General features: G+C 75.0%; 19 protein-coding genes and 1 pseudogene. 8 read left to right on the forward strand and 12 right to left on the reverse strand.

All coding sequences use genetic code 11. The features are described from left to right. Positions 1–115, forward strand: a pseudogene (locus tag AB0O29_RS16445) (methyltransferase); the annotation flags it as partial. Positions 116–155: 40 nt separating this feature from the next. Here AB0O29_RS16445 and AB0O29_RS16450 read toward each other — a convergent pair. Beyond that, positions 156–833: a uracil-DNA glycosylase gene (locus tag AB0O29_RS16450; RefSeq protein ID WP_365152137.1), complete on the reverse strand. Its 678-nt coding sequence runs from the start codon at positions 831–833 to the stop codon at positions 156–158. Positions 834–1,019: 186 nt separating this feature from the next. Here AB0O29_RS16450 and AB0O29_RS16455 point away from each other — a divergent pair, with 186 nt between their 5' ends. Continuing rightward, the gene (locus AB0O29_RS16455; RefSeq protein WP_365152138.1) at positions 1,020–1,940 is read left to right on the forward strand and encodes a hypothetical protein; all 921 of its coding nucleotides are present in this window, start codon (positions 1,020–1,022) and stop codon (positions 1,938–1,940) included. 69 nt (positions 1,941–2,009) lie between these two features. Here the strand turns inward: AB0O29_RS16455 and AB0O29_RS16460 are convergent, their stop codons facing one another. From AB0O29_RS16460 to AB0O29_RS16475, 4 genes are all read right to left on the reverse strand, one after another. Then, positions 2,010–3,083: a lactonase family protein gene (locus tag AB0O29_RS16460; RefSeq protein WP_365152140.1), complete on the reverse strand. Its 1,074-nt coding sequence runs from the start codon at positions 3,081–3,083 to the stop codon at positions 2,010–2,012. Positions 3,084–3,137: 54 nt separating this feature from the next. Beyond that, a complete protein-coding gene (locus AB0O29_RS16465) occupies positions 3,138–4,277 on the reverse strand; it encodes a nitric oxide synthase oxygenase (RefSeq protein ID WP_365152142.1) in 1,140 nt (379 codons plus the stop codon). Between the two features lie 211 nt (positions 4,278–4,488). Beyond that, positions 4,489–5,085 (reverse strand): GNAT family N-acetyltransferase, encoded by a 597-nt coding sequence (locus AB0O29_RS16470; protein ID WP_365152144.1) that lies wholly within the window; start codon positions 5,083–5,085, stop codon positions 4,489–4,491. A gap of 46 nt (positions 5,086–5,131) precedes the next feature. Further along, positions 5,132–6,637 (reverse strand): FUSC family protein, encoded by a 1,506-nt coding sequence (locus AB0O29_RS16475; RefSeq protein ID WP_365152146.1) that lies wholly within the window; start codon positions 6,635–6,637, stop codon positions 5,132–5,134. A 373-nt stretch (positions 6,638–7,010) separates the two neighbouring features. On the opposite strand from AB0O29_RS16475, the gene AB0O29_RS16480 reads away from it, so the two are divergent. Continuing rightward, a complete protein-coding gene (locus tag AB0O29_RS16480; protein ID WP_365152148.1) occupies positions 7,011–8,660 on the forward strand; it encodes an FAD-dependent monooxygenase in 1,650 nt (549 codons plus the stop codon). A 9-nt stretch (positions 8,661–8,669) separates the two neighbouring features. Here the strand turns inward: AB0O29_RS16480 and AB0O29_RS16485 are convergent, their stop codons facing one another. From AB0O29_RS16485 to AB0O29_RS16495, 3 genes are all read right to left on the reverse strand, one after another. Further along, positions 8,670–9,092 (reverse strand): universal stress protein, encoded by a 423-nt coding sequence (locus AB0O29_RS16485; RefSeq protein WP_365152150.1) that lies wholly within the window; start codon positions 9,090–9,092, stop codon positions 8,670–8,672. Between the two features lie 10 nt (positions 9,093–9,102). Next, entirely contained in the window at positions 9,103–10,620 is a 1,518-nt protein-coding gene (locus AB0O29_RS16490) for an APC family permease (protein WP_365152152.1), read from the reverse strand. Between the two features lie 112 nt (positions 10,621–10,732). After that, positions 10,733–11,326 carry a histidine phosphatase family protein gene (locus AB0O29_RS16495; protein WP_365152153.1) on the reverse strand — a complete coding sequence of 198 codons (594 nt, stop codon included), beginning with the start codon at positions 11,324–11,326 and terminating at the stop codon, positions 10,733–10,735. A 62-nt stretch (positions 11,327–11,388) separates the two neighbouring features. Here AB0O29_RS16495 and AB0O29_RS16500 point away from each other — a divergent pair, with 62 nt between their 5' ends. Further along, on the forward strand, positions 11,389–12,108 hold the full coding sequence (locus AB0O29_RS16500) for a YoaK family protein (RefSeq protein ID WP_365152155.1): 720 nt from the start codon (positions 11,389–11,391) through the stop codon (positions 12,106–12,108). 21 nt (positions 12,109–12,129) lie between these two features. On the opposite strand, the gene AB0O29_RS16505 is transcribed toward AB0O29_RS16500, so the two are convergent. Then, positions 12,130–13,515 (reverse strand): deoxyribodipyrimidine photo-lyase, encoded by a 1,386-nt coding sequence (locus tag AB0O29_RS16505; protein ID WP_365152157.1) that lies wholly within the window; start codon positions 13,513–13,515, stop codon positions 12,130–12,132. A 67-nt stretch (positions 13,516–13,582) separates the two neighbouring features. On the opposite strand from AB0O29_RS16505, the gene AB0O29_RS16510 reads away from it, so the two are divergent. Both AB0O29_RS16510 and AB0O29_RS16515 read left to right on the forward strand, forming a co-directional pair. Further along, the gene (locus tag AB0O29_RS16510) at positions 13,583–14,062 is read left to right on the forward strand and encodes an Lrp/AsnC family transcriptional regulator (protein ID WP_365152159.1); all 480 of its coding nucleotides are present in this window, start codon (positions 13,583–13,585) and stop codon (positions 14,060–14,062) included. 46 nt (positions 14,063–14,108) lie between these two features. Beyond that, positions 14,109–14,801 carry an HAD family phosphatase gene (locus AB0O29_RS16515; protein WP_365152161.1) on the forward strand — a complete coding sequence of 231 codons (693 nt, stop codon included), beginning with the start codon at positions 14,109–14,111 and terminating at the stop codon, positions 14,799–14,801. Between the two features lie 72 nt (positions 14,802–14,873). Here the strand turns inward: AB0O29_RS16515 and AB0O29_RS16520 are convergent, their stop codons facing one another. Next, complete coding sequence (locus AB0O29_RS16520) at positions 14,874–16,247, reverse strand: MFS transporter (protein ID WP_365152206.1); 1,374 nt, start codon at positions 16,245–16,247, stop codon at positions 14,874–14,876. Positions 16,248–16,429: 182 nt separating this feature from the next. On the opposite strand from AB0O29_RS16520, the gene AB0O29_RS16525 reads away from it, so the two are divergent. Together AB0O29_RS16525 and AB0O29_RS16530 are read left to right on the forward strand one after the other, a co-directional pair. After that, complete coding sequence (locus tag AB0O29_RS16525) at positions 16,430–17,284, forward strand: helix-turn-helix domain-containing protein (protein ID WP_365152163.1); 855 nt, start codon at positions 16,430–16,432, stop codon at positions 17,282–17,284. Between the two features lie 67 nt (positions 17,285–17,351). Then, positions 17,352–18,434 (forward strand): FAD-dependent oxidoreductase, encoded by a 1,083-nt coding sequence (locus AB0O29_RS16530; protein WP_365152208.1) that lies wholly within the window; start codon positions 17,352–17,354, stop codon positions 18,432–18,434. A 40-nt stretch (positions 18,435–18,474) separates the two neighbouring features. On the opposite strand, the gene mltG is transcribed toward AB0O29_RS16530, so the two are convergent. Both mltG and AB0O29_RS16540 read right to left on the reverse strand, forming a co-directional pair. Then, positions 18,475–19,446: an endolytic transglycosylase MltG gene (gene mltG / locus AB0O29_RS16535; RefSeq protein ID WP_365152165.1), complete on the reverse strand. Its 972-nt coding sequence runs from the start codon at positions 19,444–19,446 to the stop codon at positions 18,475–18,477. Between the two features lie 62 nt (positions 19,447–19,508). After that, positions 19,509–21,401 carry an ABC transporter ATP-binding protein gene (locus tag AB0O29_RS16540; RefSeq protein WP_365152167.1) on the reverse strand — a complete coding sequence of 631 codons (1,893 nt, stop codon included), beginning with the start codon at positions 21,399–21,401 and terminating at the stop codon, positions 19,509–19,511. Positions 21,402–21,483: the final 82 nt, after the last annotated feature.

Consider the following 21,483-nt stretch of genomic DNA (forward strand, 5'->3'; position numbering starts at 1 on the left):
GGGCAACGACCTCACCGTGTCCGGCCACGTCGCGCTGCTGCGCGGGGCGGGGTTCGCGGACGTGGGGGCCGTCTGGCAGGTCGGCCCGAGCCACGTCCTGGCCGCCGTCCGCTGACGGCGGCCGCCGGGGCGGGCCGGGCCGGATCCGGAGGAGTTTAGGGCAGACGCCAGTCCACGGGCTGGGCGCCGCCGCCGACGAGCAGTTCGTTGGCCCGGCTGAAGGGGCGGGAGCCGAAGAAGCCCCGGTCGGCCGACATGGGCGAGGGGTGCGCCGACTCGATCGCCGGGAGGTTGCCGAGCAGCGGCCGCAGGTTGCGCGCGTCACGGCCCCAGAGGATGGACACCAGCGGCTTGCCGCGGGCGGCGAGGGCCCGGATGGCCTGCTCGGTGACCTCTTCCCAGCCCTTGCCGCGGTGGCCGCCCGTCTTGCGCGGGGCGGTCGTCAGCGCCCTGTTGAGCAGCAGCACGCCCTGCCTCGTCCACGGGGTGAGGTCCCCGTTGGAGGGCCGGGGCAGGCCGAGGTCGGTGTGCATCTCGCGGAAGATGTTCTCCAGGCTGCCCGGTACCGGGCTCACCTCGGGCGCGACCGAGAAGCTCAGCCCGATGGCATGGCCCGGTGTCGGGTAGGGGTCCTGTCCGACGATCAGTACGCGGACGTCGTCGAAGGGCTGCTGGAACGCGCGCAGGACGTTCGGCCCGGAGGGCAGGTAGGTCCGGCCGGCCGCTATCTCGGCGCGGAGGAAGTCCCCCATGCCCGCGATGCGGGGCGCGACGGGTTCGAGGGCCTTCGCCCAGCCCGCTTCGACAAGTTCGTTCAAGGGTCGTGGTGCCACGCTGCGTCACTCTACTGGGTCACACTGACAGGGCGTTACCGGTACGTTCCGTCGACCGCCGCTCGCCGTCCGTGAGTTGATCCGGTTGAACCGTGTATGACATTCAACGGATAAAAGAGGACAGATGCCACCTGGGCGGGCCCTGCCCGAACACCCGGTTCCGATAAGCCAGTAGCATGCGGCGCCATGAGCTCCCCCACTGGGCCCGCAAACGGCCTGCCCGTACGAATGCCGCGACCCCGCCAGACCGGACGGCACCGCCGGCCCGAGCCCGCGGTGGCGCCCGAGGGCGCGCCCGCGCTGGTGCTCGCCGTGCCCGGTGCCCCCTCGGCCGCCTCGCGCAGCCTCGCCGAGGAGATCATCAGCATCGGCCGTTCCGAGCTGCCCGGCCTGGACGCCCGGATCGGCTTCCTGGAGGGCGAGGACACGGAGGGGAGCGAGTTCCCCTCGCTGTCCGGCGTGCTGACCGCCGTCGCCGATGAGCGGACCGTGCGCGCGGAGTTCGCCCGCGCCGCCGGCCACGAGGTGCCCGCGCCGACCGGGCCGGACGCCGTGGTCGTGCCGCTGCTGGCGGGCCCGGACGCCGACCTGCTGCGCCGGATGCGCCAGGCGCTGATGGACTCCTCCGCCGCCGCCGAGCTGGCCGACGTGCTCGGCCCGCACCCGCTGCTGGCCGAGGGCCTGCACGTGCGCCTCTCGGAGGCCGGCCTGGCCCGCGCCGACCGCGCCCGCCTCTTCACCGTGGCCACCGCCGCGGACGGCATCATCCTGGCCACCACCGGCGGCGAGGAGGCCGTCCAGGCCGCCGGGATCACCGGCATGCTGCTCGCCGCCCGGCTCGCGGTGCCCGTGATGGCCGCCGCCCTGGACCAGGAGGGCTCGGTGGCCGCCGTAGCCGCCGAGCTGCGCGGCGCGGGGGCCGTCCAGCTGGCGCTGGCGCCCTACCTGATCGGCCCGGAGGCGGCCGAGGGACTGCTGGACACGGCCTGCAAGGAGGCCGACTGCGCGACCGCCGAGGTGCTCGGTGCCTACTCCGCGCTCGGCAAGCTCGCCGTCGCCCAGTACAGCGCGGCCCTGGGGCTGCAGCTGGGAGCGCCCGCCCAGTAAGGCGTACGCGCGAGGGCCCGCCCGGGACGTTCCCGGGCGGGCCCTTCCGCGTGTCCGGCGTCCTCGCCCTCAGCCTCGGCCGAAGACCACGCAGGAGGCCGCCGGTGCGGGCGTGGAGCCGGCGCGGACGGGGCGGCCGGTGCGCGGGTCCACGTCGAACCAGGTGACGTCCCCGGAGCGCTCGTTGGCCGCGTAGAGGCGCCGGCCCGACGGATCCGCGGCGAGGTCGCGGGGCCAGTGCCCGCCGCAGCCGACGGTGCCGGCGGGGCGGGGGTCCTCGGGGCCGCCGGCGAGCGAGAACGTGACCAGGGCGTCGGCCCCGCGCACCGCCGCCCACAGGAAGCGGCCGTCGGGCGAGACGGCGATCGCCGACGGGTAGGCCCGTACGCCCTCCAGGAGGCCCTCGGGGGCGACGGGCACCTCCGCGACCGGGTCGAGCAGCCCCTCCTCCGCGTTCCAGCGGCAGACGGTCAGCAGCGGCTCCAGTTCGTGCAGGACGTAGACCACGCCGCCCGCCGGGTGGAAGGCGAGGTGGCGCGGACCGGTCCCGGCGCGCAGCACGGTCCTTGCGTGGACGCGGAGTTCGCCGGTGGCCGGGTCGAGGAGGCAGACCCGTACGGTGTCGGTGCCGAGGTCCACGCCGAGGACCCAGCGGCCGGTGGGGTCGGGCAGTACCTGGTGGGCGTGCGGGCCGGCCTGGCGTTCGGGGTCGGGGCCGCTGCCCTCGTGCGCGAGGACGGCGGCGGGCCCGGAGAGGCCGCCGTCGGCGGCGATCGGCAGGCTGCCGAGGCTGCCTGAGGTGTAGTGGGCGGTCAGCAGCCGGCGCCCGGCCACCGCGAGGTGGGTGGGTCCGGCGCCGCCGACCGGGACGGGGGTGCCGAGCGGGGCGAGCCCCGCATCGGTGGGGCGGAAGGCGCCCGCCGTGCCCCGCTCGGTCTCGCTCACCGCGTAGAGCACGCCCGTGGCCGGGTCGAGGGCGAGGTACGAGGGGTCCGGCAGGGAGCCCTCCGCCGAGAGCGGGGTCAGCGCCCCGGTGGCCGGATCCACGGCCGCGGTGATGACACCGCGGCCGCCCCCCGAGGTGAACGAGCCGATGTAGGCCCGGTGTCCGCCGCCGTGGTCCGTGCTGTGGCCGCCGTGCACCGGTGCCCCTCTCCGTCGTCCCGGATCCGTTCCGAGCCGACCGTAACAGAAGGTCTAGACCAAGTCCCGCCCCCAGGCCCGTTCCTGCGCGCCGTCGTGGTGGACGTAGGCGGTCGCGCTCGGCCGGTCCTCGTACGTGCGGTGGAAGACGGGGGTGGCGGACCCCGAGATCGGCGGGACGATCCAGGACCAGTCGGCGCCCACCTCGCGGCCCTTGCGCTCCTCGCGCTCCAGGTGCGAGAGGAACCGCCGGGACTCGCTGTGGTGGTCGGCGATGGTGACCCCGGCCCGGTCGAAGGACTCCAGCACGGCCCGGTTCAGCTCGACCAGGGCCCGGTCCTTCCAGAGCGAGCGGTCGCTGGAGACGTCCAGGCCGAGCCTGCGGGCGACGGCCGGGAGGAGGTTGTAGCGGTCGGTGTCGGCGAGGTTGCGGGCGCCGATCTCGGTGCCCATGTACCAGCCGTTGAAGGGGGCGGCCGGGTAGTGGATCCCGCCGACCTCCAGGCACATGTTGGAGATGGCCGGAACCGCGTGCCAGCGCAGTCCCCAGTCCGACCAGTCGTCCCGCCCGTCGGGGTGGCGGATGGGCACCTCCAGCACGGCGTCGGCGGGGGTGTCGAACCAGCGGGGCTTGTCGTCGACGCCCTGGACCACCAGCGGGAGGAGGTCGAAGGGGGTGCCCGGGCCGCCGGCCCAGCCGAGCCGCAGCAGGGCCTCGGTGAGCCGTCTGTTGCGGGCGTCGCCGACGGTTATCGAGGGGTGGTCCCCGTAACCGGCGTAGCGCACCAGCTGCTCGCTCCAGATCAGCGGGCCCGGCCGGCCCGGGGCGTCCGGGGCGAAGACCGTGATGGTGGGGCGGACCCGGCCGCCGTTGGTCGCCTCGCGCAGGTGCTCGAAGCACTCGGCGGCGATGTCCTCGGCGTCCGTCAGCCCGCGCCGGTCGCGGACGCGCAGCGAGTTCCAGTAGAGCCGGCCTATGCAGCGGTTGCTGTTGCGCCAGGCCACCCGGGCCCCGTGGACGAGTTCCTCGGGCGTGTGGCGGTAGGTGCCGGTCTCCGCGAGCTCGGCCCGTACGGCGGCGAGCCGGGCGCGCGGATCACCGGCCTGCGGATTCTCCCGGTGGAAGAGCCGGATGAACTCCTCGGCTTCCTCCCACACCTGAGCGTCGCTCGAGTGCTTCTGCAGAATTTCCATTCCGGGCGGTTACCCCCTGTCCGGACAGATCCACCCTGTACATGCCGGATGAATGTGCAATGAACAATCACCCGTTGTACATGCGGCAGGTCAGCGCCGGGGTCCTCGCGCGGACGGAACACCCTTCCGAGTGATCTTCAGTCATCGGCCTGCGGTGGGACGGTGGGTTCGCCTACCATCCGCGGCATTCCGGATCGCCGGAGGCGGGGCCTCAGCCGCAGGGGCGGCTCATGAACAGAGCCCGCTCCCCCGCCGCCGGCGTGCCGTCGTAAAGGGTCGTGTCCAGGCCGCAGAGGGTGAAGCCCATGCGCCGGTAGGCGTGTACGGCGGGGGCGTTGACGGAGCTGACCTCCAGCCACAGGTGCGCGGCGCCGAGTTCGCGGGCGAAGGCGGCCGCGCGGTCCATCAGGGCCCGGCCGATGCCCCGGCCGCGGTGGGCGGGGGCGATCCCGATGTCCTCGACGGTCAGGCGCCGGTTCCAGGGGGCGTAGCGGACGGCGGCGAACCCGCAGAGGACGCCGCCGTCGAGGGCGACGAAGGCGCGGGCGGCGCGGCCGGCCGCCGGCCCGGCGGGGTCCCCGGACTCGTCGGGCCCGTCCGGCTCGTCGGACGCGTCCGGCTCGTCGGGCGGGAAGACCTTGTGGAGCGGCGGGTCCACCGGCACCTCGCGGAGGGTGAACCCGGTGGCGGAGTGGTCCACCTCGAAGACCGTCCGGGTGTGGAAGGAGCCGTCGAGGGCCTCGATGGCCGCCCGGTCCCCGGGGCGGGCGGTGCGGAACTCGACGGCGGGGGCGCCTGGGGTGGTCATGGCCCCGACCGTACCCCCGCCCGCGGGCGGGCGGGGGCGGTCCGGGTCAGGCCGTGATGACCAGCGGGGCGCGCGGGTCGGTGCGCAGCGGGGTGGCGAGGGCGGCCAGGGCCGTCTCCAGGCCGTGCAGGTGGGCCAGGGCCGGCTCGGCTCCGGCGGGGCCGGCCGGGGTGGCGGGGGTGTCGGCCCCAGCGGCGCCCTGCGGGGCGGTGAGCGCCTCGACGGCGGCCTCGACCCGCCAGCAGGCGGCGGCGAGGCGGGCGTCGTGGGAGGCCTGCGGGTCGGCGGCGACGGAGACCAGCCCGCGCACCTCGCGGGCGCAGTCGTCGAGCAGGGCCAGCACCTGGCGGGCGCGGGCCTTGCGGGCGCGCAGCGGGCTCAGCGGGTGGACCAGGGGGGCGAGCGCCATCCGCACCCGGGCCAGGAGCAGCTCCAGCTCGGCGGCGTGCGGGGCGGGGTCGGCGTCGGGGTCGCCGGCGAGGCGGTCGAGGGAGGCGGCGGTGGAGGCCCGTACGCAGTGCAGGGCGCGCTGGATCCAGGCGTCGTTGGCGGCGTGCGTGGTGACCGGCAGGATCAGGGTGACGCCGAGGGCCGCGCCCAGGGCGCCGGCGGCGGTCTCCTCGAAGCGCAGGAGGAGCAGCCCGGGGTGGAGCACGCCGAGGAGCCCGTAGAGCAGGCCGGCCATGACCGTGACGAAGAACATCATCCAGGAGTACGAGGGGGCGGCCGTGTAGAAGATGCCGAAGACGCAGACGGCGACCAGTGCGGCGGTGGGCGCGGGGGCTCCGTGCAGGGGTACGGCGATCAGCAGGCCAGCGGCTATGCCGGTGACGGTGCCCAGGACCCGGCGGAAGCCGCGGACCAGGGTCTCGCCGCGCGAGGCGGTGTTGACGAAGATCCACCAGGCGGTGCCGACGGCCCAGTACCAGCGGTCCTCGGAGAGGATCTGGCCGACGGCCAGGGCGAACCCGCAGGCGACCGTGGCCTGGAAGGCCTGGCGGGTGGTGGCCCGGGCGAGGCCGGTGCCGGGCAGCGGCGGCGGGGCGGCGGCCGGGGGCGTGCGGCGTTCGATGGGCCACAGCACGAACCGCACGGTCCCGGCCGACAGGAGCGCCAGGGCGACGGCCGCGAACAGCTCGGGCAGCTGCGCGGGGCGGGCGTGCAGGAACTGGGTGACGAAGAACATCATGAAGGCGAAGATCCCGAGGGCGTGCCCGCGCGGCCCCCAGCGGCGGGCGTAGACCCCGGCGAAGACGACGGCGAGCCAGGCCGCGTCGCGCACGGGCGCCATGCCGTGCAGGGAGGTGGCCAGGACCAGGACCGGGAATCCGGCGACGGGCAGCAGGGCGGTGGTCACCCGCTGGGCGCGGACGTCCGCGTCCAGGACGGTGAACAGCGCGAGCAGTGCCGCGAGCCCGCCGGTGATGGACGCGGTCAGCGAGAGCCCGGCCAGCTCGGCGACGGCGACGGCCAGCCCGGTGCCGATCACCGCGCGCGTCGAGTTCCTGAGTCTGGCGAGCCCCGGATCCGGAGCCGTGAACATCCTCTTCATGGCGGTGTGCCGCCCCCCTCGGAGTGGTGCGCGCCGTGCCGGTGTCCGCCCGGGGGTGGTGGGCGGCGTACGGGCACGGCGAAGGCGCCGCGCTCCGGTCCGGCGTCGTTGCCGGCCGGCGTCGCGCGGCGCCGAAAGTACATGGATACGACACAGATAAGCATCCGCAGGGGCATTGGCTCAAGGCGGGCTCGTCCCGCTGGGCCATTGGCCCCGCTCCGGGCGTACATTTCCGGCCACGGGCGGACCAACGGATCGGCCGCGCGCCGGGGTGTCCGCGCCGGTCCGGCGAGGTGCCCGGCGGGGTTCCCGGCGACCTGCCCCGCGACGTGCCCGGTGGCGCGGCGGCGGCGCCGGTGGACACGATGGAGGCATGAACGGCTCGACGGTGGACGTGCTCGTCGTCGGCGCGGGCCCGGTGGGGCTGACGGCGGCGGTGGAACTGCGCAGGCGCGGGGTGTCCTGCCGGATCGTGGACCGGCTGCCGGAGCGGCTGCCCTATGCGAAGGCCGTCGGGATCCAGCCGCGCACGCTGGAGCTGTGGGACCGGATGGGGCTGGTCGGGGACGTGCTGGAGAGCGCGGTCCCGCTGCGCGGGCAGCTGGTCTACGTGGACGGCGAGAAGCGGGAGACGCTGAGGATGGCGCTGCCGCCGGAGGTGCCGTACGGGTTCGCCGCGCTGCCGCAGTACGAGACGGAGCGGATCCTGGAGGCCTTCCTGGCCCGCTTCGGCACCCGGATCGAGCGGAGCACCGAGCTGGTGTCCTTCACGCAGGACGACGCCGGGGTCACCGTCCTGTTGACGGGACGGGACGGCGCGGAGGAGCTGCGGACCCGGTACCTGGTGGGCTGTGACGGGGCGCACAGCACCGTCCGCAAGGGGCTGGGGCTGGCCTTCGAGGGCGGGGCCTTCCCCGAGGAGTACATGCTGGCCGACGTGGAGGTCGACTGGGACCTGCCGTACGGGTACACCCTGCGGGCGGTGCACCACGACGCCGCCGGGGAGGTCGACGACCTGCTGGTCGGCATCCCGCTGCCCGGTCCCGGCCGCTACCGGATGTCCATGCTGGTGCCGCCGGAGCTCTCCGCGGCCACCGCGCCGGAGGCCGGGGACGGCGTGGCGCACGGGCTGGAGGGCTCCCGGGGCCCCTCGCTCCCCGACGTCCAGGCGGTCCTGGACCGGATGTCGCCCCGGCCGGCGACCGCCTCCGCGATGCGCTGGTCCTCGGTGTTCCGGATCAGCCACCGGCTGGTGGACCGGTACGCCGAGGGGCGGGTCTTCGTCGCCGGTGACGCGGCGCACATCCATCCGCCGACGGGTGCGCAGGGGATGAACACCGGCATCCAGGACGCCTGGAACCTGGCCTGGAAGCTCGCCCTGGCCGTCGGCGGCCACGCGCACCCGGGGCTGCTGGGCAGCTACGACGCCGAGCGCCGGCCGGTCGGCGAGGAGGTCGTGGGGCGCACGGTGCGCCACGCCCGCAGGATCGCCGGGGCGGCCGATCAGGAGACGGCGGCGCTGCTGCGCGAGGCCCAGCTGCTGGTGGGCTACCCGGACAGCCCGGTCGTCCGGCGCACCGGCCCCGGGGCGGCCGACGGCTCCGGGACGCCGGACGGCTCCGGGCCCGGGCCCGGCGAACGGGCCCCCGACTGCGGCGGGCTGGCCGGTGACGTCCGCGCCTATCCGCTGCGGCTCCACGACCTGCTGAGGGACCGCGAGCACGTGCTGCTGGTGTACACCGACGGCGCGTGGGACTCGTTCGTTCCCGGACTCGCCGCACTGACGGGCGGGTTGCCGGCGGGGCGGCTCACGGCGTACGCGGTCCTCACCGAGGGCGGGACCGCGCCCGCCGGGGCCACGCCGTTCCCGGTGTACCGCGACGCGCGCGGCGAGTTCGCGCTGCGCTACGGGGTGCGGGAGGCGACGGCCTTCGTGGTCCGTCCGGACGGCTACCTGGGCGCCCGGCTGTGCCCGCCGACGGCCGACGGGCTGGCCGGGTACCTCGCGGGGGTCTTCGCGTAACGGGGACGGCTACGCCGTCTCCTCGGTCGGGACGCACAGCACCGGGACCGGGGAGAGGTGCAGGAGCTTGTGCGGGGTGGAGCCGAGGAGGGCGCCCCGGATCGGGCTGTCGCCCCAGGTGCCGACGATGATGACGCGGGCGTCGTGGTGTTCGGCGGCGGCGAGCAGCGCCTGGGCGGGCCTGTCGTCCATCACCTCGACGGTCGAGGGGACCCCAGCCTCGTCGGCGGCCTCGACGGCCCGGGCGAGGGCGCTGCGGCCCGCCTGGAGGACGGCCTCGCGGTGGGCGCGGTACTCCTCACCTGCGGCGCCGGGGGCGGCCGCGCCGTAGACGAGGACCAGCGGTTCCCCGAAGGCGGTGGCCACCTCCAGCGCGACGCGCAGGGCCCGCTCGGCTCCGGGGGACTCGTCGTACCCGAGGACTACGGACATCCGGGCCTCCTCAGTTCTTCCCGCGGACGAGGGCCGGGTCGACCACGCCCCGCCGTTCCTGCCAGAACCTGCCGTCGCGGATCCGCCAGAAGCACATGAGGAGGACGCCGGCGACCGCGATGCCGATGCCGATGACCAGGGGCGGCCCGAGGCCGAACCAGGAGACGCCGCTGGCCGAGTTCCGCGGGTTGGACATGTCCTGGATGGACTCCACCAGCAGCCAGGCCAGCAGTCCGGCGCCGACCAGCGGGCCGACGCCGATGAGGAGGAGGTTGTGGGCGTTCTCCAGCAGGTGGCGGCGGTAGTAGACGGCGCAGGCCAGGCCGGTGAGGGCGTAGTAGAAGGCGATGAGCAGCGAGAGCGCGGTGAGGGAGTCGAGCAGGGCGTTCTCACTGATCTGGTTGACCGCGAGGTACCAGACGATGGCGATGGCGGCCACCCACCAGGTGCTGACGTCCGGGGTGTGGAAGCGGTGGTGGATGTGGGCGAGGTGCGGGGGCAGGGCGTGCCGGCGGGCCATGGACAGGGCGGTGCGGGAGGCCGGGATGATCGTCGTCTGGGTGGAGGCGAGGGCGGAGGTGCAGACGGCGAGGAGGACCATCCAGTCCCAGCCGCCCATCACCTCGTGCGCGAGGACGGCGAAGATGGCCTCCTCCTCGCCGGCGTTCTCGGCCAGGAACTTCGTCCCGGCGTAGGCGACGATCGCGAAGCCGACGGACAGGTAGGTGACGAGCAGCACCAGGGTGGACCAGATGCCGGCCTTGCCGGGCGCGGTGGCGGAGTCCTCGACCTCCTCGGTGAGGTTGACGGCCGACTCCCAGCCCCAGTAGATGAACACGCCGAGCAGCAGGCCTCCGGTGAGGGCGCTGCCGCCGGCGCCGAAGGGGTTGAGCCAGGTGACGGAGGGGTGGACGGCGTCGAGGGTGCTGGTGCCGGCGTAGACCCGGTAGATGGCGACGACGGCGAAGACCAGGAGGAAGAACACCTGGGCGAGGATGAGGACGTCCTGGAAGTGGGCCGACAGTTCGGTGCCGATGACGCAGATCGCGGTCATGGCGAGGATCAGCACGACGGTGAGGGTCTGGCGGACCACGGTGTTGGCGGCCAGGTCGTCCAGGCCGAAGGCCAGCAGCCCGAAGTGGACGGCGACGTCGGCGAGGGAGCCGATGACGAGGACGCCGGTCATGGTGATGGCCCAGCCGCCGAGCCAGCCCGCCCAGGGGCCCATGGCGCGGGTCACCCAGGAGAAGGTGGTGCCGCAGTCCTGGTCGACCTTGTTGAGGTAGTAGAAGGCGGCGGCGATGAGCAGCATCGGGACGAACGAGGCCAGCATCACGCCCGGGGCGTAGATCCCGGCGATGGCGACGATCGGGCCGATGACGGCGGCCAGGGAGTACGCGGGCGAGGTCGAGTTCAGGCCGATGACGAGCGCGTCGAGGAAGCCGATCGCGCCGGCCTGGAGGGTGTCCTCGCCGGAGGCGGCGTCGGGGAGGGTGTCCTCCGGTCGGCCGCGGTCGCCCTGGTCCATGTACGCATCGTCACGCGCGGGGCGGTGGCGCGCGAGGCGGCACGGGGCGTCCGGGTGGCGGCGGCCCGCGCCGGGGGCGGGGCGGGGGGTGGCGGGGCCGCCGGGCCGGGTCTCAGGGGCGGGTGTTCCAGCCCGCGATCACCGGGAGGCCGTGTTCCGTGGAGAGTTCGCTGACGGTGCCCGTGCGCAGCAGGAACAGCCGGCCCTCCTGCGGGGGCAGGCCCAGGTAGCGGGCGGTCAGGACGCGCAGGAAGTGGCCGTGGGCGACGAGGACCACGTCCCCCTTGCCGGCCCGCAGCACCTCCGCGGCCCGGGCCAGGACGCGGTCGGCGCGGGCGCCGACCTGGGCGGCGTCCTCTCCCGGGTGCCGGGCGTCGCCGGGCGGGACGCCGTCGGTCCACAGCGACCAGTCGGGGCGGGTCCGCTGGATCTCGGCCGTGGTGATGCCCTCGTAGCCGCCGTAGTCCCACTCGTGGAGGTCGGGGTCGGGGACCCCGTCGGTCAGCCCCGCGAGTTCGGCCGTGGCCACGGCCCGGCTGAGCGGGCTGGTCAGTACCAGGGCGGGGTTCCGGTCGCGGAAGTAGGGGGCCAGCGAGAGGGCCTCGTCGGCCCCCCGCGCGGTCAGCGGCACGTCGGTGAGCCCGGTGTGGCGCCCGTTGGCGCTCCACGCCGTCTCCCCGTGCCTCACCAGCAGCAGATCACTCATGTCCCGGACCCTACGGGGCGGCCCTCGCGCCCGGCATGTCGGGCCGGTGGAGCGGGGCGGGCGTGTCACTGTCGGACGTCATGGACGTGCGCGCGTGCGAGCGGCTGACCCAACTGCTGCTGGTGCTGACCTGGGTGACCGGGCTGATCGAGGCGGTCAGCCTGCTGGCGCTGGGGCCGGTGTTCACCGCCATGCAGACCGGGAACGTGCTGTTCCTGTCCTTCGGGCTGGCCCATCAGGGGCACCTGCCCGCGCTGGCGGCCGGGGTGTCCCTGCTGTCCTTCGCCGTGGGGGCCGTCTGCGCGGCCCGGCTGGAGGGGGCGGCGGAGGCCCGGGGGCGGCACTGGTTCGTGCTCGGGCTGTGCGTCGAGGCGGCGCTGATCACCGTCGCGGCGGGGATCGGCTGGGGCCTGGCGCCGCGGTTCGGGGGCCCGGCCCCCCGGCACCTGCTGACCGCGTCCGCCCTGGCGGTGGCGATGGGCTTCCGCAACGTCACGAGCATGCGGGTCAACCTGCCGGGGGTGCCGACGACCCTGGTCACCCGGTCCATGACCGCGCTGCTCGGCGGATCGGCGCTGGGGCACGACAACGCGTTCGGGTACGGGACGGGGGCGTGGGGGCGGCGCGCCCGCGGGGTGGCCGCGATGTTCACGGGCGGGCTGACCGGGGGGCTGCTGGTGCGGGCGGGCTGCCCGGTGAACTGGCTGCTGCTGCCGGCGGCCGCGGTGGTGCTGGCCGTGGCGCTGGCGTACGTGCGGCAGCCGGCCCTGCGCAGCGTCTGACGCGGGAGCGGGCGCGGCCGTTCAGGAGCGGGCGCCCCGGCGTCCTTCGAGGAAGCGGGCCTGGGCCTCGGCGAGGCCGACCACCGGCTCGGGGTAGTCGTACCGGGCCCGTTCGGCGGCGGGCAGCCGCCAGGGTTCGTGGACGCGGGGTGCGGGCAGGCCGGCGAGTTCGGGCACCCAGCGGTGGACGTAGCGGCCCTCGGGGTCGTAGCGCAGGCCCTGGCGGACGGGGTTGAGGACCCGGTTGGGCCGGGTGTCGGTGCCGGTGCCGGCCACCCACTGCCAGTTGAGCTGGTTGTCGGCCACGTCCCCGTCCACGAGGAGGTCGAGGAAGTGGCGGGCCCCGGTGCGCCAGTCCGCGTAGAGGGTCTTGGTGAGGAAGCTGGCGGCCAGCAGCCGGCCCCGGTTGTGCATCCAGCCTTCGTGGCGCAGCTGGCGCATGGCCGCGTCGACCACGGGGTATCCGGTGCGGCCCTCCTTCCAGGCCCGGACCTCCTCCTCGGCGGCGCGGCCGGTGCGCCAGTGGTCGTGGCGGGGCCGGTAGTCCTCGGCGGCGGCCTCGGGGCGGGCGGCGAGGACCTGGTGGTGGAAGTCGCGCCAGCACAGCTGGCGGACGAAGGCCTCGGCTCCGGGTCCGCCGGCCGCGCGGGCCCGCTGGGCGGCCTCGGCGGGTGAGAGGGTGCCGAAGTGCAGGTGCGGGGAGAGCCGGGAGGTGGCGTCGGCGGCGAGGTCGTCGTGGGTGTCCTCGTAGCGGGCGAGGCCCGAGCGCAGCCAGCGGGTCAGCAGCCGGCGGGCCTCGTCCTCGCCGCCGCGCGCCAGGCCCGGGGAGGTCCCGGTGACGGCGGAGCGGCGGGGCGGCTCCTCGGATCCGATGTCCTCGGGGACGCGGACCACGCGCGGGGCGGCGACCGCCCGGCGCGGCGGCAGTTCGCTCCAGCGGCGCAGGTAGGGGGTGAAGACGGCGAAGTGGTCGGAGCCGCGGCCGCTGGGGAGGACCGCGCCGGGGGCGACCGCGGTGATCACGGCGTCGTGGGCGTGCAGGGCGCACCCCTGGGCCCGGAGGGCTTCGCGCAGGCGGCGTTCGCGGGCCTGCGCGAAGCGGCTGACCCCGGCGGCGAGGTGCAGCTCGACGGCGCCGGCCTCCCGGACGACGGCGGCGACCTCGTCGGCCGCCTCCCCGGAGCGCAGGACGAGGCGGCCGCCCCGCTCGCGCAGTCCGGCGTCCAGGCCGGCGAGGCAGTCGGCGAGGAAGGCCGTCCGGTTGGGCGCGGCGAAACCGGCGCGTCCGACGGCCCGGTCGCGGACGAAGAGGGGGACGACCCGGTCGCAGGAGGCCAGGGCGGCGCGCAGCGGCGGGTGGTCGTGCAGGCGCAGGTCGCTGGTGTACAGGACCACGGCGGTCTTCACGGCGCGGGCCTCCCTCGTCCGAAGTCTGGATGATCCGGGCTTGTCGGACCATTGGTACAGTCCTGGCATGGCGGTGGACGAGCTCGACACCCGGATCCTGCGTCTGCTGATCGAACAGCCGCGCACCAGCGTCCGCGAGTACGCCCGGATCCTCGGCGTGGCGCGCGGGACCCTCCAGGCCCGGCTGGACCGGCTGGAGCGCACGGGGGTGATCACCGGCAGCGGCCCCGCCCTGTCCCCCGCGGCGCTCGGGCACCCGGTGCTGGCCTTCGTGCACATCGAGGTCACCCAGGGGCACCTGGACGACGTGGGTGACGCCCTGGCCGCCGTGCCGGAGATCATCGAGGCCTTCTCGATCACCGGCGGCGGGGACCTGCTGACCCGGGTCGCGGCGCGGGACAACGCCCACCTGGAGGACGTGATCCAGCGGCTGATCCGGCTGCCGGGGGTGGTCCGCACCCGGACGGAGGTGGCCCTGCGGGAGCGGGTCGCGCACCGGCTGCTGCCGCTGGTCGAAGCCGTGGGACGGGCGGCGCGCAAACCCTGACAGGATGGGGCGGACAGCGATACGACCGGCAGGACGGGCACAGCGGATGATATCCGTCATATTCGATCTCGACGGCACCCTCGTGGACAGCGAGCCGAACTACTACGAGTCCGGGCGGCTCACCCTGGAGCGGCACGGCGTGCCCGACTTCACCTGGGAGCAGCACGCCCGGTTCATCGGCATCGGGACCCTGGAGACGCTGGAGGTCCTCAAGGAGCGGTACGGGCTCCGGGCGCCGGTGGAGCAGCTGCTGGCGGAACAGAACGCCGCCTATCTGGAGCTGGCCCGGACCCGTACGGAGGCCTTCCCCGAGATGCGGGGGCTCGTGGAGCGGCTGCACGCGCGGGGGGTGCCGATGGCGGTGGCCTCCGGGTCCTCGCGGGAGGCGATCGACGCCGTGCTGGAGGGCACCGGGCTGGCGGCCCTGCTGGGCACGGTGGTCTCCGCCGAGGAGGTCGAACGGGGAAAGCCCGCGCCGGACGTGTTCCTTGAGGCGGCCCGCCGGCTGGGCGCCGACCCGGCCTCCTGCGTGGTGGTCGAGGACGCGGCGCCGGGGGCCCTGGCCGCCCGCGCCGCCGGGATGGCCTGCCTGGCGGTCCCGTACGTCGCGCGGAGCGCCGCCGACCCGGCCTTCGCCGGCGCGGGCCTGCTCTTCCCGGGCGGCCAGGCGGAGTTCACGGCGGCCGCGGCGGAGGAGTGGCTGGGCTCGCTCGGCACCGGGTGGCCCGGGGGCGCGTGACCGGCGCCGCCGGGCGGCGAGGGCTCGGGCCGCAACTGCCGGGCGGCGGGGGCTGCCGTCCGGCGGGGGGCTTCAGCGCATGACGCGCGGGAGGCGCAGGCTGAGCAGGAGGGTCAGGGCGATCAGCCCGAGCTGCACCAGCAGGGTGACGGTGAGGGCGTCGCGCATGCCGAGCGAGGCGTCCAGCGCGAGGAAGAGGCTGCCGAGGGTCGCCACGCCCAGCGCCAGGGAGGACTGCTGCGTGGTGACCATGACCCCGCCGCCCACCCCGGCCCGGTCGGCCGGCACGTCGGAGAGCATCAGCCGCATCAGCACCGGCAGCTGGAGCCCCTGTCCCAGGCCCGCGAGGGCCACACCGGGGGCGAGGGCGGCCAGCCCCAGGTCCGGCCAGCCGCGCCACACGGTGACCGCGAGCAGGCCGATGCCGACGGCCTGGATGACCCCGCCGGCGGTGACGACCCGGCTGCCGAAGCGCCCGACCAGCCGGGGCCCGGCGAGCGAGGCGGCGAAGAAGGCCACGGCCAGCGGCACCAGGGCCAGGCCCGCCGACACCGGCCCCATGCGCAGGCCCTGCTGGAGCGCGACGGCGAAGGCGAACATGAACCCGCTGAAGCCGATCGAGAAGGGCAGCAGCATCACCAGCCCGCGGCGCAGCGACACCAGCCGCAGCAGGCTCGGCGGCACCAGCGGGGTCCGGCCGAGGCGGTCGGCGCGGCGCTCGGTCAGGTAGAAGGCCACGGCGGCCGGCGGGAAGACGGCCAGCGAGAGCCACGTCCACAGCGGCCACCCGGCCGCGCGGCCCTCCGTCAGCGGCAGCAGCAGGGACACCAGGGTCAGGCCCAGCAGCAGCGTCCCCGGCACGTCCACGGACGCCGGACGCTCGGAGCGGGTCTCCGGGACGGACCGGAGGGTGAGCACCAGCCCGACGAGCACCACCGGCACGTTGACCAGGAACACCGAGCGCCAGCCGGAGCCGGCCACGTCCGCGGCGACCAGGACCCCGCCGAGGATCTGCCCGGCGACCATCGACAGTCCGGCGGTGGCCCCGTACAGGCTCATCGCCCGGGCCCGGCGCGGGCCCTGCGTGGTGGCCTGGATGGTGGCGAGCACCTGCGGCAGCATCAGCGCGGCCGCGGCGCCCTGCGCCACCCGGGCGCCGACCAGGGTCCAGGCGGTGGGGGCCAGGCCGCAGGCGAGGGAGGTGACGCCGAAGGCGGCCATGCCGATCAGGAAGAGCCGGCGCCGGCCGGCCATGTCGCCGAGGCGGCCGCCGAGCACCAGCAGCACCGAGTAGGCGACGCCGTAGCCGCCCACCACCAGTTCCAGCATGGCCGGGCCGGCGGCGAGGTCGGTGTCGATGGCGGGGAGGGCCACGTTGACGATGAAGAAGTCGATGAGCGGGAGGGCCGCGCCCAGCAGCACGGTGAACAGCCCGAGGGGCGAGATCCCGGCGGGAGCGGCCCCGGCCGGGGCGGGGGCGGCGGCGGTGGACGGACGGGGCGGCGTTCGTACGGTGGTTTCGGTCACGGAAGAGACGATCCTCCTCCGCTCAGCCTGGTACCAGAGTCTCTTTATCCTGGTACCGGCAGTACCTGGAAACCGGCTGCGCGATACGGCAGGCTGGACCCATGACCACTGTGGCCCCCCAGAGCGACCTGCGCCGGCACGAGCTGGCCGACTTCCTGCGCAGCCGCCGCGAACGGATCACCCCCGAGCAGGTCGGACTGGCCCGCGGCGCACGCCGCCGCACGCCCGGGCTGCGCCGCGAGGAGGTGGCCCAGCTCTCCGCCGTCGGCGTCACCTGGTACACCTGGCTGGAGCAGGCCCGCGAGATCCAGGTGTCCCCCCAGGTGCTGGACGCCCTGGCGCGCGCCCTGCTGCTGGACTCCACCGAGCGCGCGCACCTCTTCGCCCTGGCGGGCGGGACGGATCCGGCACCGGACACCCGGTGCGCGAGCGTGACCCCGGCGCTGCGCGCCATGCTCGACCAGCTGGACCCGATCCCGGCGTGCGTGCAGAACAGCCGCTACGACATCCTCGCCTACAACTCCACCTACGCGCGCCTCCTGTGCGACCTGGACCGGCTGCCGCGCGAGGACCGCAACTGCCTGTGGCTGGCCTTCACCAACGCCGAGTGGCGGGCGTCGCTGGCCGACATGCCGGAGGTGAACCGGCTGCTGGCGGCCAAGTTCCGCGCCTCGATGGCCGGCCACCTCGCCGAACCGGCCTGGAAGGCCCTGCTGGCCCGGCTGGAGGGGGCCTCGCCGGAGTTCCGGGAGATCTGGGCGCGGCACGAGGTGGTCGGGCTGGGCAGCAACAGGAAGTACGTCCGCAACGCCCATGTGGGCCTGCTCCGCCTGGAGCACACCAGCCTGTGGCTGGGCCCGGCGGCCGGCCCGCGCCTGACGACCTTCGTCCCGCTGGACGAGGAGACCCGCCTGCGCCTGGAGGAGCTCCGCTCCCTGGCGCCGGTCGCGGCCTGAGGCCCGTCCCCTCCCCCGGTGGGGGAAGATCCCGCGCGCCCCGCGAGTTGGTAGAACCGTGAACGAAATGGTGCGGGACGCGGCGGACGTGGACGTGGTGGTCGTGGGGGCCGGGCAGGCCGGCCTGTCCACCGCCTACCACCTGGCCCGGGCCGGCATAGACCACGTGGTGCTGGACCACTCCCCCCGGCCGGGCGGGGCCTGGCAGTTCCGGTGGCCCACGCTCACCTACGGCAAGGTGCACGGGATGCACGCGCTGCCCGGGATGGAGCTGTCCGGCGCCGATCCGCTGCGGCCCTCGTCCGAGGTGATCGGGGAGTACTTCGCGGCGTACGAGGAGCGGTTCGGGCTGCGCGTGCGGCGGCCCGTGGACGTGACGGCCGTCCGCGAGGGCGGCGGCGGGCGGCTGCTGGTGGAGTCCGCGTCCGGGAACTGGTCGGCGCGGGCGCTGGTCAACGCCACCGGGACCTGGGACCGGCCGTTCTGGCCGCACTACCCGGGCCAGGAGCTGTTCCGGGGGCGGCAGCTGCACACCGCGCGGTACCGGGGGCCGGCGGAGTTCGCCGGGGCCCGGGTCATCGTGGTGGGCGGGGGCACCTCGGCGGTGCAGCACCTGCTGGAGGTCTCCGAGGTCGCCGCGGAGACCACCTGGGTCACCCGCAGGCCCCCCGTCTTCCGCGACGGGGGCTTCGGGGAGGCGGAGGGCCGGGCGGCGGTGGCCCTGGTCGAGGAGCGGGTACGCCGGGGGCTGCCCCCGCGCAGCGTGGTCAGCGTGACCGGTCTGCCGCTGAACGAGGCCGTACGGGCCGGGCTGGAGTCCGGGGTACTGGACCGGCTGCCCGCCTTCGACCGGATCACCCCGACCGGGGCCGTCTGGGCGGACGGGCGGCGGGTGGAGGCGGACGTGATCCTGTGGGCCACCGGTTTCCGGCCCGCCGTCGACCACCTGGCCCCGCTGCGGCTGCGCGAGCCGGGCGGCGGGATCCGGATCGAGGGGACCGGGGCGGTCCGCGACGAACGCGTCCACCTGGTCGGGTACGGGCCCTCGGCCTCGACCATCGGGGCCAACCGGGCGGGCGGGGCCGCCGTCCGCGAGATCCGCCGCCTGCTGGCCCGGGGACCGGTGGTCCCGGCCCCGGCCCCGGCCTGACCCGCCGCCCGGTGTCACGGAGGGTCTGTGGGGGCGCCCCTCATCTCACGGGAGCGGCGGGAGCTGCCGGGGTGGCGCGCCCGGCCGGGGTGAGGGACGCGGCCGGGGTCGCGGCCCGGGCCGGGGGGCCCGCCTGGGCGCGGGCCGGCCTGCCGGGCGCCGTGGCGGCGGGCGTGGCGGCCGCCGCCGCGCGGAGCCGGTTGAACTCCGCGACGTGCTTGCGGTGTTCCTCGTAGGTGGCGGAGAAACGGGTGTCGCCGGGCTTCACGGTGACGAAGAACAGCCAGTCGCCCGGGGCCGGGGCGACCGCCGCGGCCATGGCCTGGAGGCCGGGGCTGTCGATGGGCGTGGGCGGCAGGCCCTGGCGCTCGTAGGTGTTGAAGGGGTGGTCGATGCGGGTGTCCTTGACCTTGACGTCCACGGTGTTGCGGTTGAGCGCGTAGTTGAGGGTGGAGTCCATCTGGAGCGGCATCGACTTCGCGAGCCGGTTGTGGACGACCCGGGCGACCTTGGCCATGTCCGCCGGGTTGTCCGCCTCGGCCTCGATGATGCTGGCGAGGGTGGCCGTCTGGTACGGGGTCATGCCGTGGGCCCGGCCCCCGTCGGCGACGGCCTTGGAGGCGAGCCTCTGGTTGGCCGTCCGCACCATGGTCGCGAGCAGGTCGGCCGGGGTGGTCTTCGAGGTCACCGGGTAGGTCGCCGGGAACAGGTAGCCCTCCGGGTTGCCCTTCGCCTCGGCGGGCAGGGCCAGACCGGCCGTGGCCACGGACGCGGCGGTGGTGCCGACCGGGAGCCGGAGCTCCTTGTCGACGGCGGCGTAGACCTGCGGGGCCCGCCACCCCTCGGGGATCAGCAGCTGGCGCGGCTTCTCGGGCGCTTCCGTGCCGGACAGCAGGGGGACGAGGACCGCCGCCCCGAGCCCGATCCCGAGCAGTGCGGTGAACAGGAGCAGCAGGCGGCCTCGGCGGGTGAGCCGGGAGCGGTGCTGCGGCGGCTGGTACGCATGAGGCATGGCGGCACGTTAGCCCCCTTATGTCAGGGTTCTACGCACCACGCCCCATTGCGGTCGTATGATCACACGTTCACCGGAGCCGGTGCGGCATCCGCGTCCCGGTCCCGCTCCCGCCCGGACGCCTGCCCCGCCTGGGGCGCGTGGGCCGCGTCCCGGTCCCGGCGGACCAGTGCGGCGTAACGGCCGCCGGCCCCCAGCAGTTCCTCGTGCGTACCGCGCTCGGCGATCCGCCCGGCGTCCAGGACCACGATCTGGTCGGCGTCCCGGATGGTGGAGAGGCGGTGGGCGATGGTGATGGTGGTGCGGCCCCGGGAGAGGTTGTCGATGGCCCGCTGCACGGCATGCTCGGTGCGGGTGTCGAGCGCGCTGGTGGCCTCGTCCAGGATGAGGACCGGGGGGTCGCGCAGGATGGTCCGCGCGATCGCCAGGCGCTGCTTCTCGCCTCCGGAGAAGCGGTAGCCGCGCTCGCCGACCAGGGTGTCGTACCCGTCCGGCAGGGACTCGATGTGCTCGTGGATCTGCGCCGCGCGGGCCGCCTCGGCGATCTCCTCGTCGGTGGCGTCCGGCTTGGCGAAGCGGAGGTTGTCGGCGACGGAGGCGTGGAAGAGGTAGGTCTCCTGGGAGACCACGCCTATGGAGCGGGCCAGCGAGTCGAAGTCCAGGTCGCGCACGTCCACCCCGTCGAGGGCGACCCGTCCGCCGGTCACGTCGTAGAGCCGGGGAACCAGGTAGCTGAGCGTGCTCTTGCCGGAGCCGGTCGGGCCGACCACCGCCAGGGAGCCGCCCGCCGGGACGGTGACGTCGATGCCGGTGAGGGTCGGGCCGGTCTTGGCCTCGTACGCGAAGTGCACGTCCTCCAGGCGGACCTCGCCCTTCGCGCGGCCCAGCCGGACCGGGTCCTCGCGCTCGGTGATGTCCACCGGAAGGTCGAGGTACTCGAAGATCCGGGCGAAGAGGGCGAGCGAGGTCTGGATCTGCACGCCGGTCGACAGCAGGCTCACGGCGGGCCGGAACAGGCCCTGCTGGAGGGTGACGAAGGCGACCAGGGTGCCGACGGAGAGCGAGGGGGCGCCCGCCTGGAGGGCTATGCCGGCCGCCCAGTAGATGAGCGCGGGCATGGCCGCCATCACGATGCCGATGGTGGACATCCGCCAGCGCCCGGCCATGCTGGAGCGCACCTCCAGGCCGACCAGCTTCTCCGACTCCTCGGCGAAGGCGGCGGTGAGGGACTCGGAGCGGCCCATGGTGCGGCCGAGCAGGATGCCGCTGACCGACAGCGACTCGGTGACCGTGGCGGCCATGGCGGCCATCTGCTTCTGCCGCTTGGTGGTGATCCTCTTGCGCTCGCGGCCGACGCGGCGGCTGATCCACACGAAGAGGGGCAGCAGGAACAGGGAGACGAGGGTGAGCCGCCAGTCGAGCGCGAGCATCGCGACGACGGAGGCGATGACGGCGGTCAGGTTCGACACGAGCGAGGTCGCCGTCGAGGTGACGGTGGCCTGCATGCCGCCGATGTCGTTGGCTATGCGGGACTGCACCTCGCCGGTGCGGGTGCGGGTGAAGAAGGCCAGCGGCATGCGCTGGAGCTGGGCATAGACGGCGGTGCGCAGATCGTGCATGACGCGCTGCCCGACCGTGGTGGAGATCAGCGTCTGCAGGACGCCGAACACGCTGGTCACGACCGCCGTCAGGATCATGCCGAGCGCCAGCAGGCTGAGCAGCCCGGTCCGGCCCTGGGGGATCGCGACGTCCAGGATCTCCTTGAGCAGGAACGGCGAGGCGACGGCGACCAGCGAGGACGCGCCGACCAGCGCGCCCACGACGGCCAGGCGGCCCCGGTAGGGCCGGAACAGGCCGATGATGCGGCGCATCTCGCGCGGCCGGTCGCCGGGGGCCGGCCGGCTGGGGTCGAGGGCTTCGTTCGACGGGGTCCACTTCGGCTCGTCGCTGTGCATGGGCCTCCTTCCGCAGGGGACTCAGGTGAGCCTAGCTCATTGTTACCTATACTCACAATGAATCCCGTCCTGCTACTGTTCC

Source organism: Streptomyces sp. NPDC089915 (assembly GCF_040684675.1).
Taxonomy (GTDB): Bacteria; Actinomycetota; Actinomycetes; order Streptomycetales; family Streptomycetaceae; genus Streptomyces.

Coding starts and splice junctions, on each gene's coding strand:
- AB0O29_RS16495 (WP_365152153.1), bottom strand. CDS start 11,326: ATGAGTGATCTGCTGCTGGTGAGGCACGGGGAGACGGCGTGGAGCGCC.
- mltG (WP_365152165.1), bottom strand. CDS start 19,446: ATGCCTCATGCGTACCAGCCGCCGCAGCACCGCTCCCGGCTCACCCGC.
- AB0O29_RS16525 (WP_365152163.1), top strand. CDS start 16,430: ATGACCACTGTGGCCCCCCAGAGCGACCTGCGCCGGCACGAGCTGGCC.
- AB0O29_RS16510 (WP_365152159.1), top strand. CDS start 13,583: ATGGCGGTGGACGAGCTCGACACCCGGATCCTGCGTCTGCTGATCGAA.
- AB0O29_RS16530 (WP_365152208.1), top strand. CDS start 17,352: ATGGTGCGGGACGCGGCGGACGTGGACGTGGTGGTCGTGGGGGCCGGG.
- AB0O29_RS16490 (WP_365152152.1), bottom strand. CDS start 10,620: ATGGACCAGGGCGACCGCGGCCGACCGGAGGACACCCTCCCCGACGCC.
- AB0O29_RS16455 (WP_365152138.1), top strand. CDS start 1,020: ATGAGCTCCCCCACTGGGCCCGCAAACGGCCTGCCCGTACGAATGCCG.
- AB0O29_RS16465 (WP_365152142.1), bottom strand. CDS start 4,277: ATGGAAATTCTGCAGAAGCACTCGAGCGACGCTCAGGTGTGGGAGGAA.
- AB0O29_RS16515 (WP_365152161.1), top strand. CDS start 14,109: ATGATATCCGTCATATTCGATCTCGACGGCACCCTCGTGGACAGCGAG.
- AB0O29_RS16540 (WP_365152167.1), bottom strand. CDS start 21,401: ATGCACAGCGACGAGCCGAAGTGGACCCCGTCGAACGAAGCCCTCGAC.
- AB0O29_RS16470 (WP_365152144.1), bottom strand. CDS start 5,085: ATGACCACCCCAGGCGCCCCCGCCGTCGAGTTCCGCACCGCCCGCCCC.
- AB0O29_RS16485 (WP_365152150.1), bottom strand. CDS start 9,092: ATGTCCGTAGTCCTCGGGTACGACGAGTCCCCCGGAGCCGAGCGGGCC.
- AB0O29_RS16480 (WP_365152148.1), top strand. CDS start 7,011: ATGAACGGCTCGACGGTGGACGTGCTCGTCGTCGGCGCGGGCCCGGTG.
- AB0O29_RS16475 (WP_365152146.1), bottom strand. CDS start 6,637: ATGAAGAGGATGTTCACGGCTCCGGATCCGGGGCTCGCCAGACTCAGG.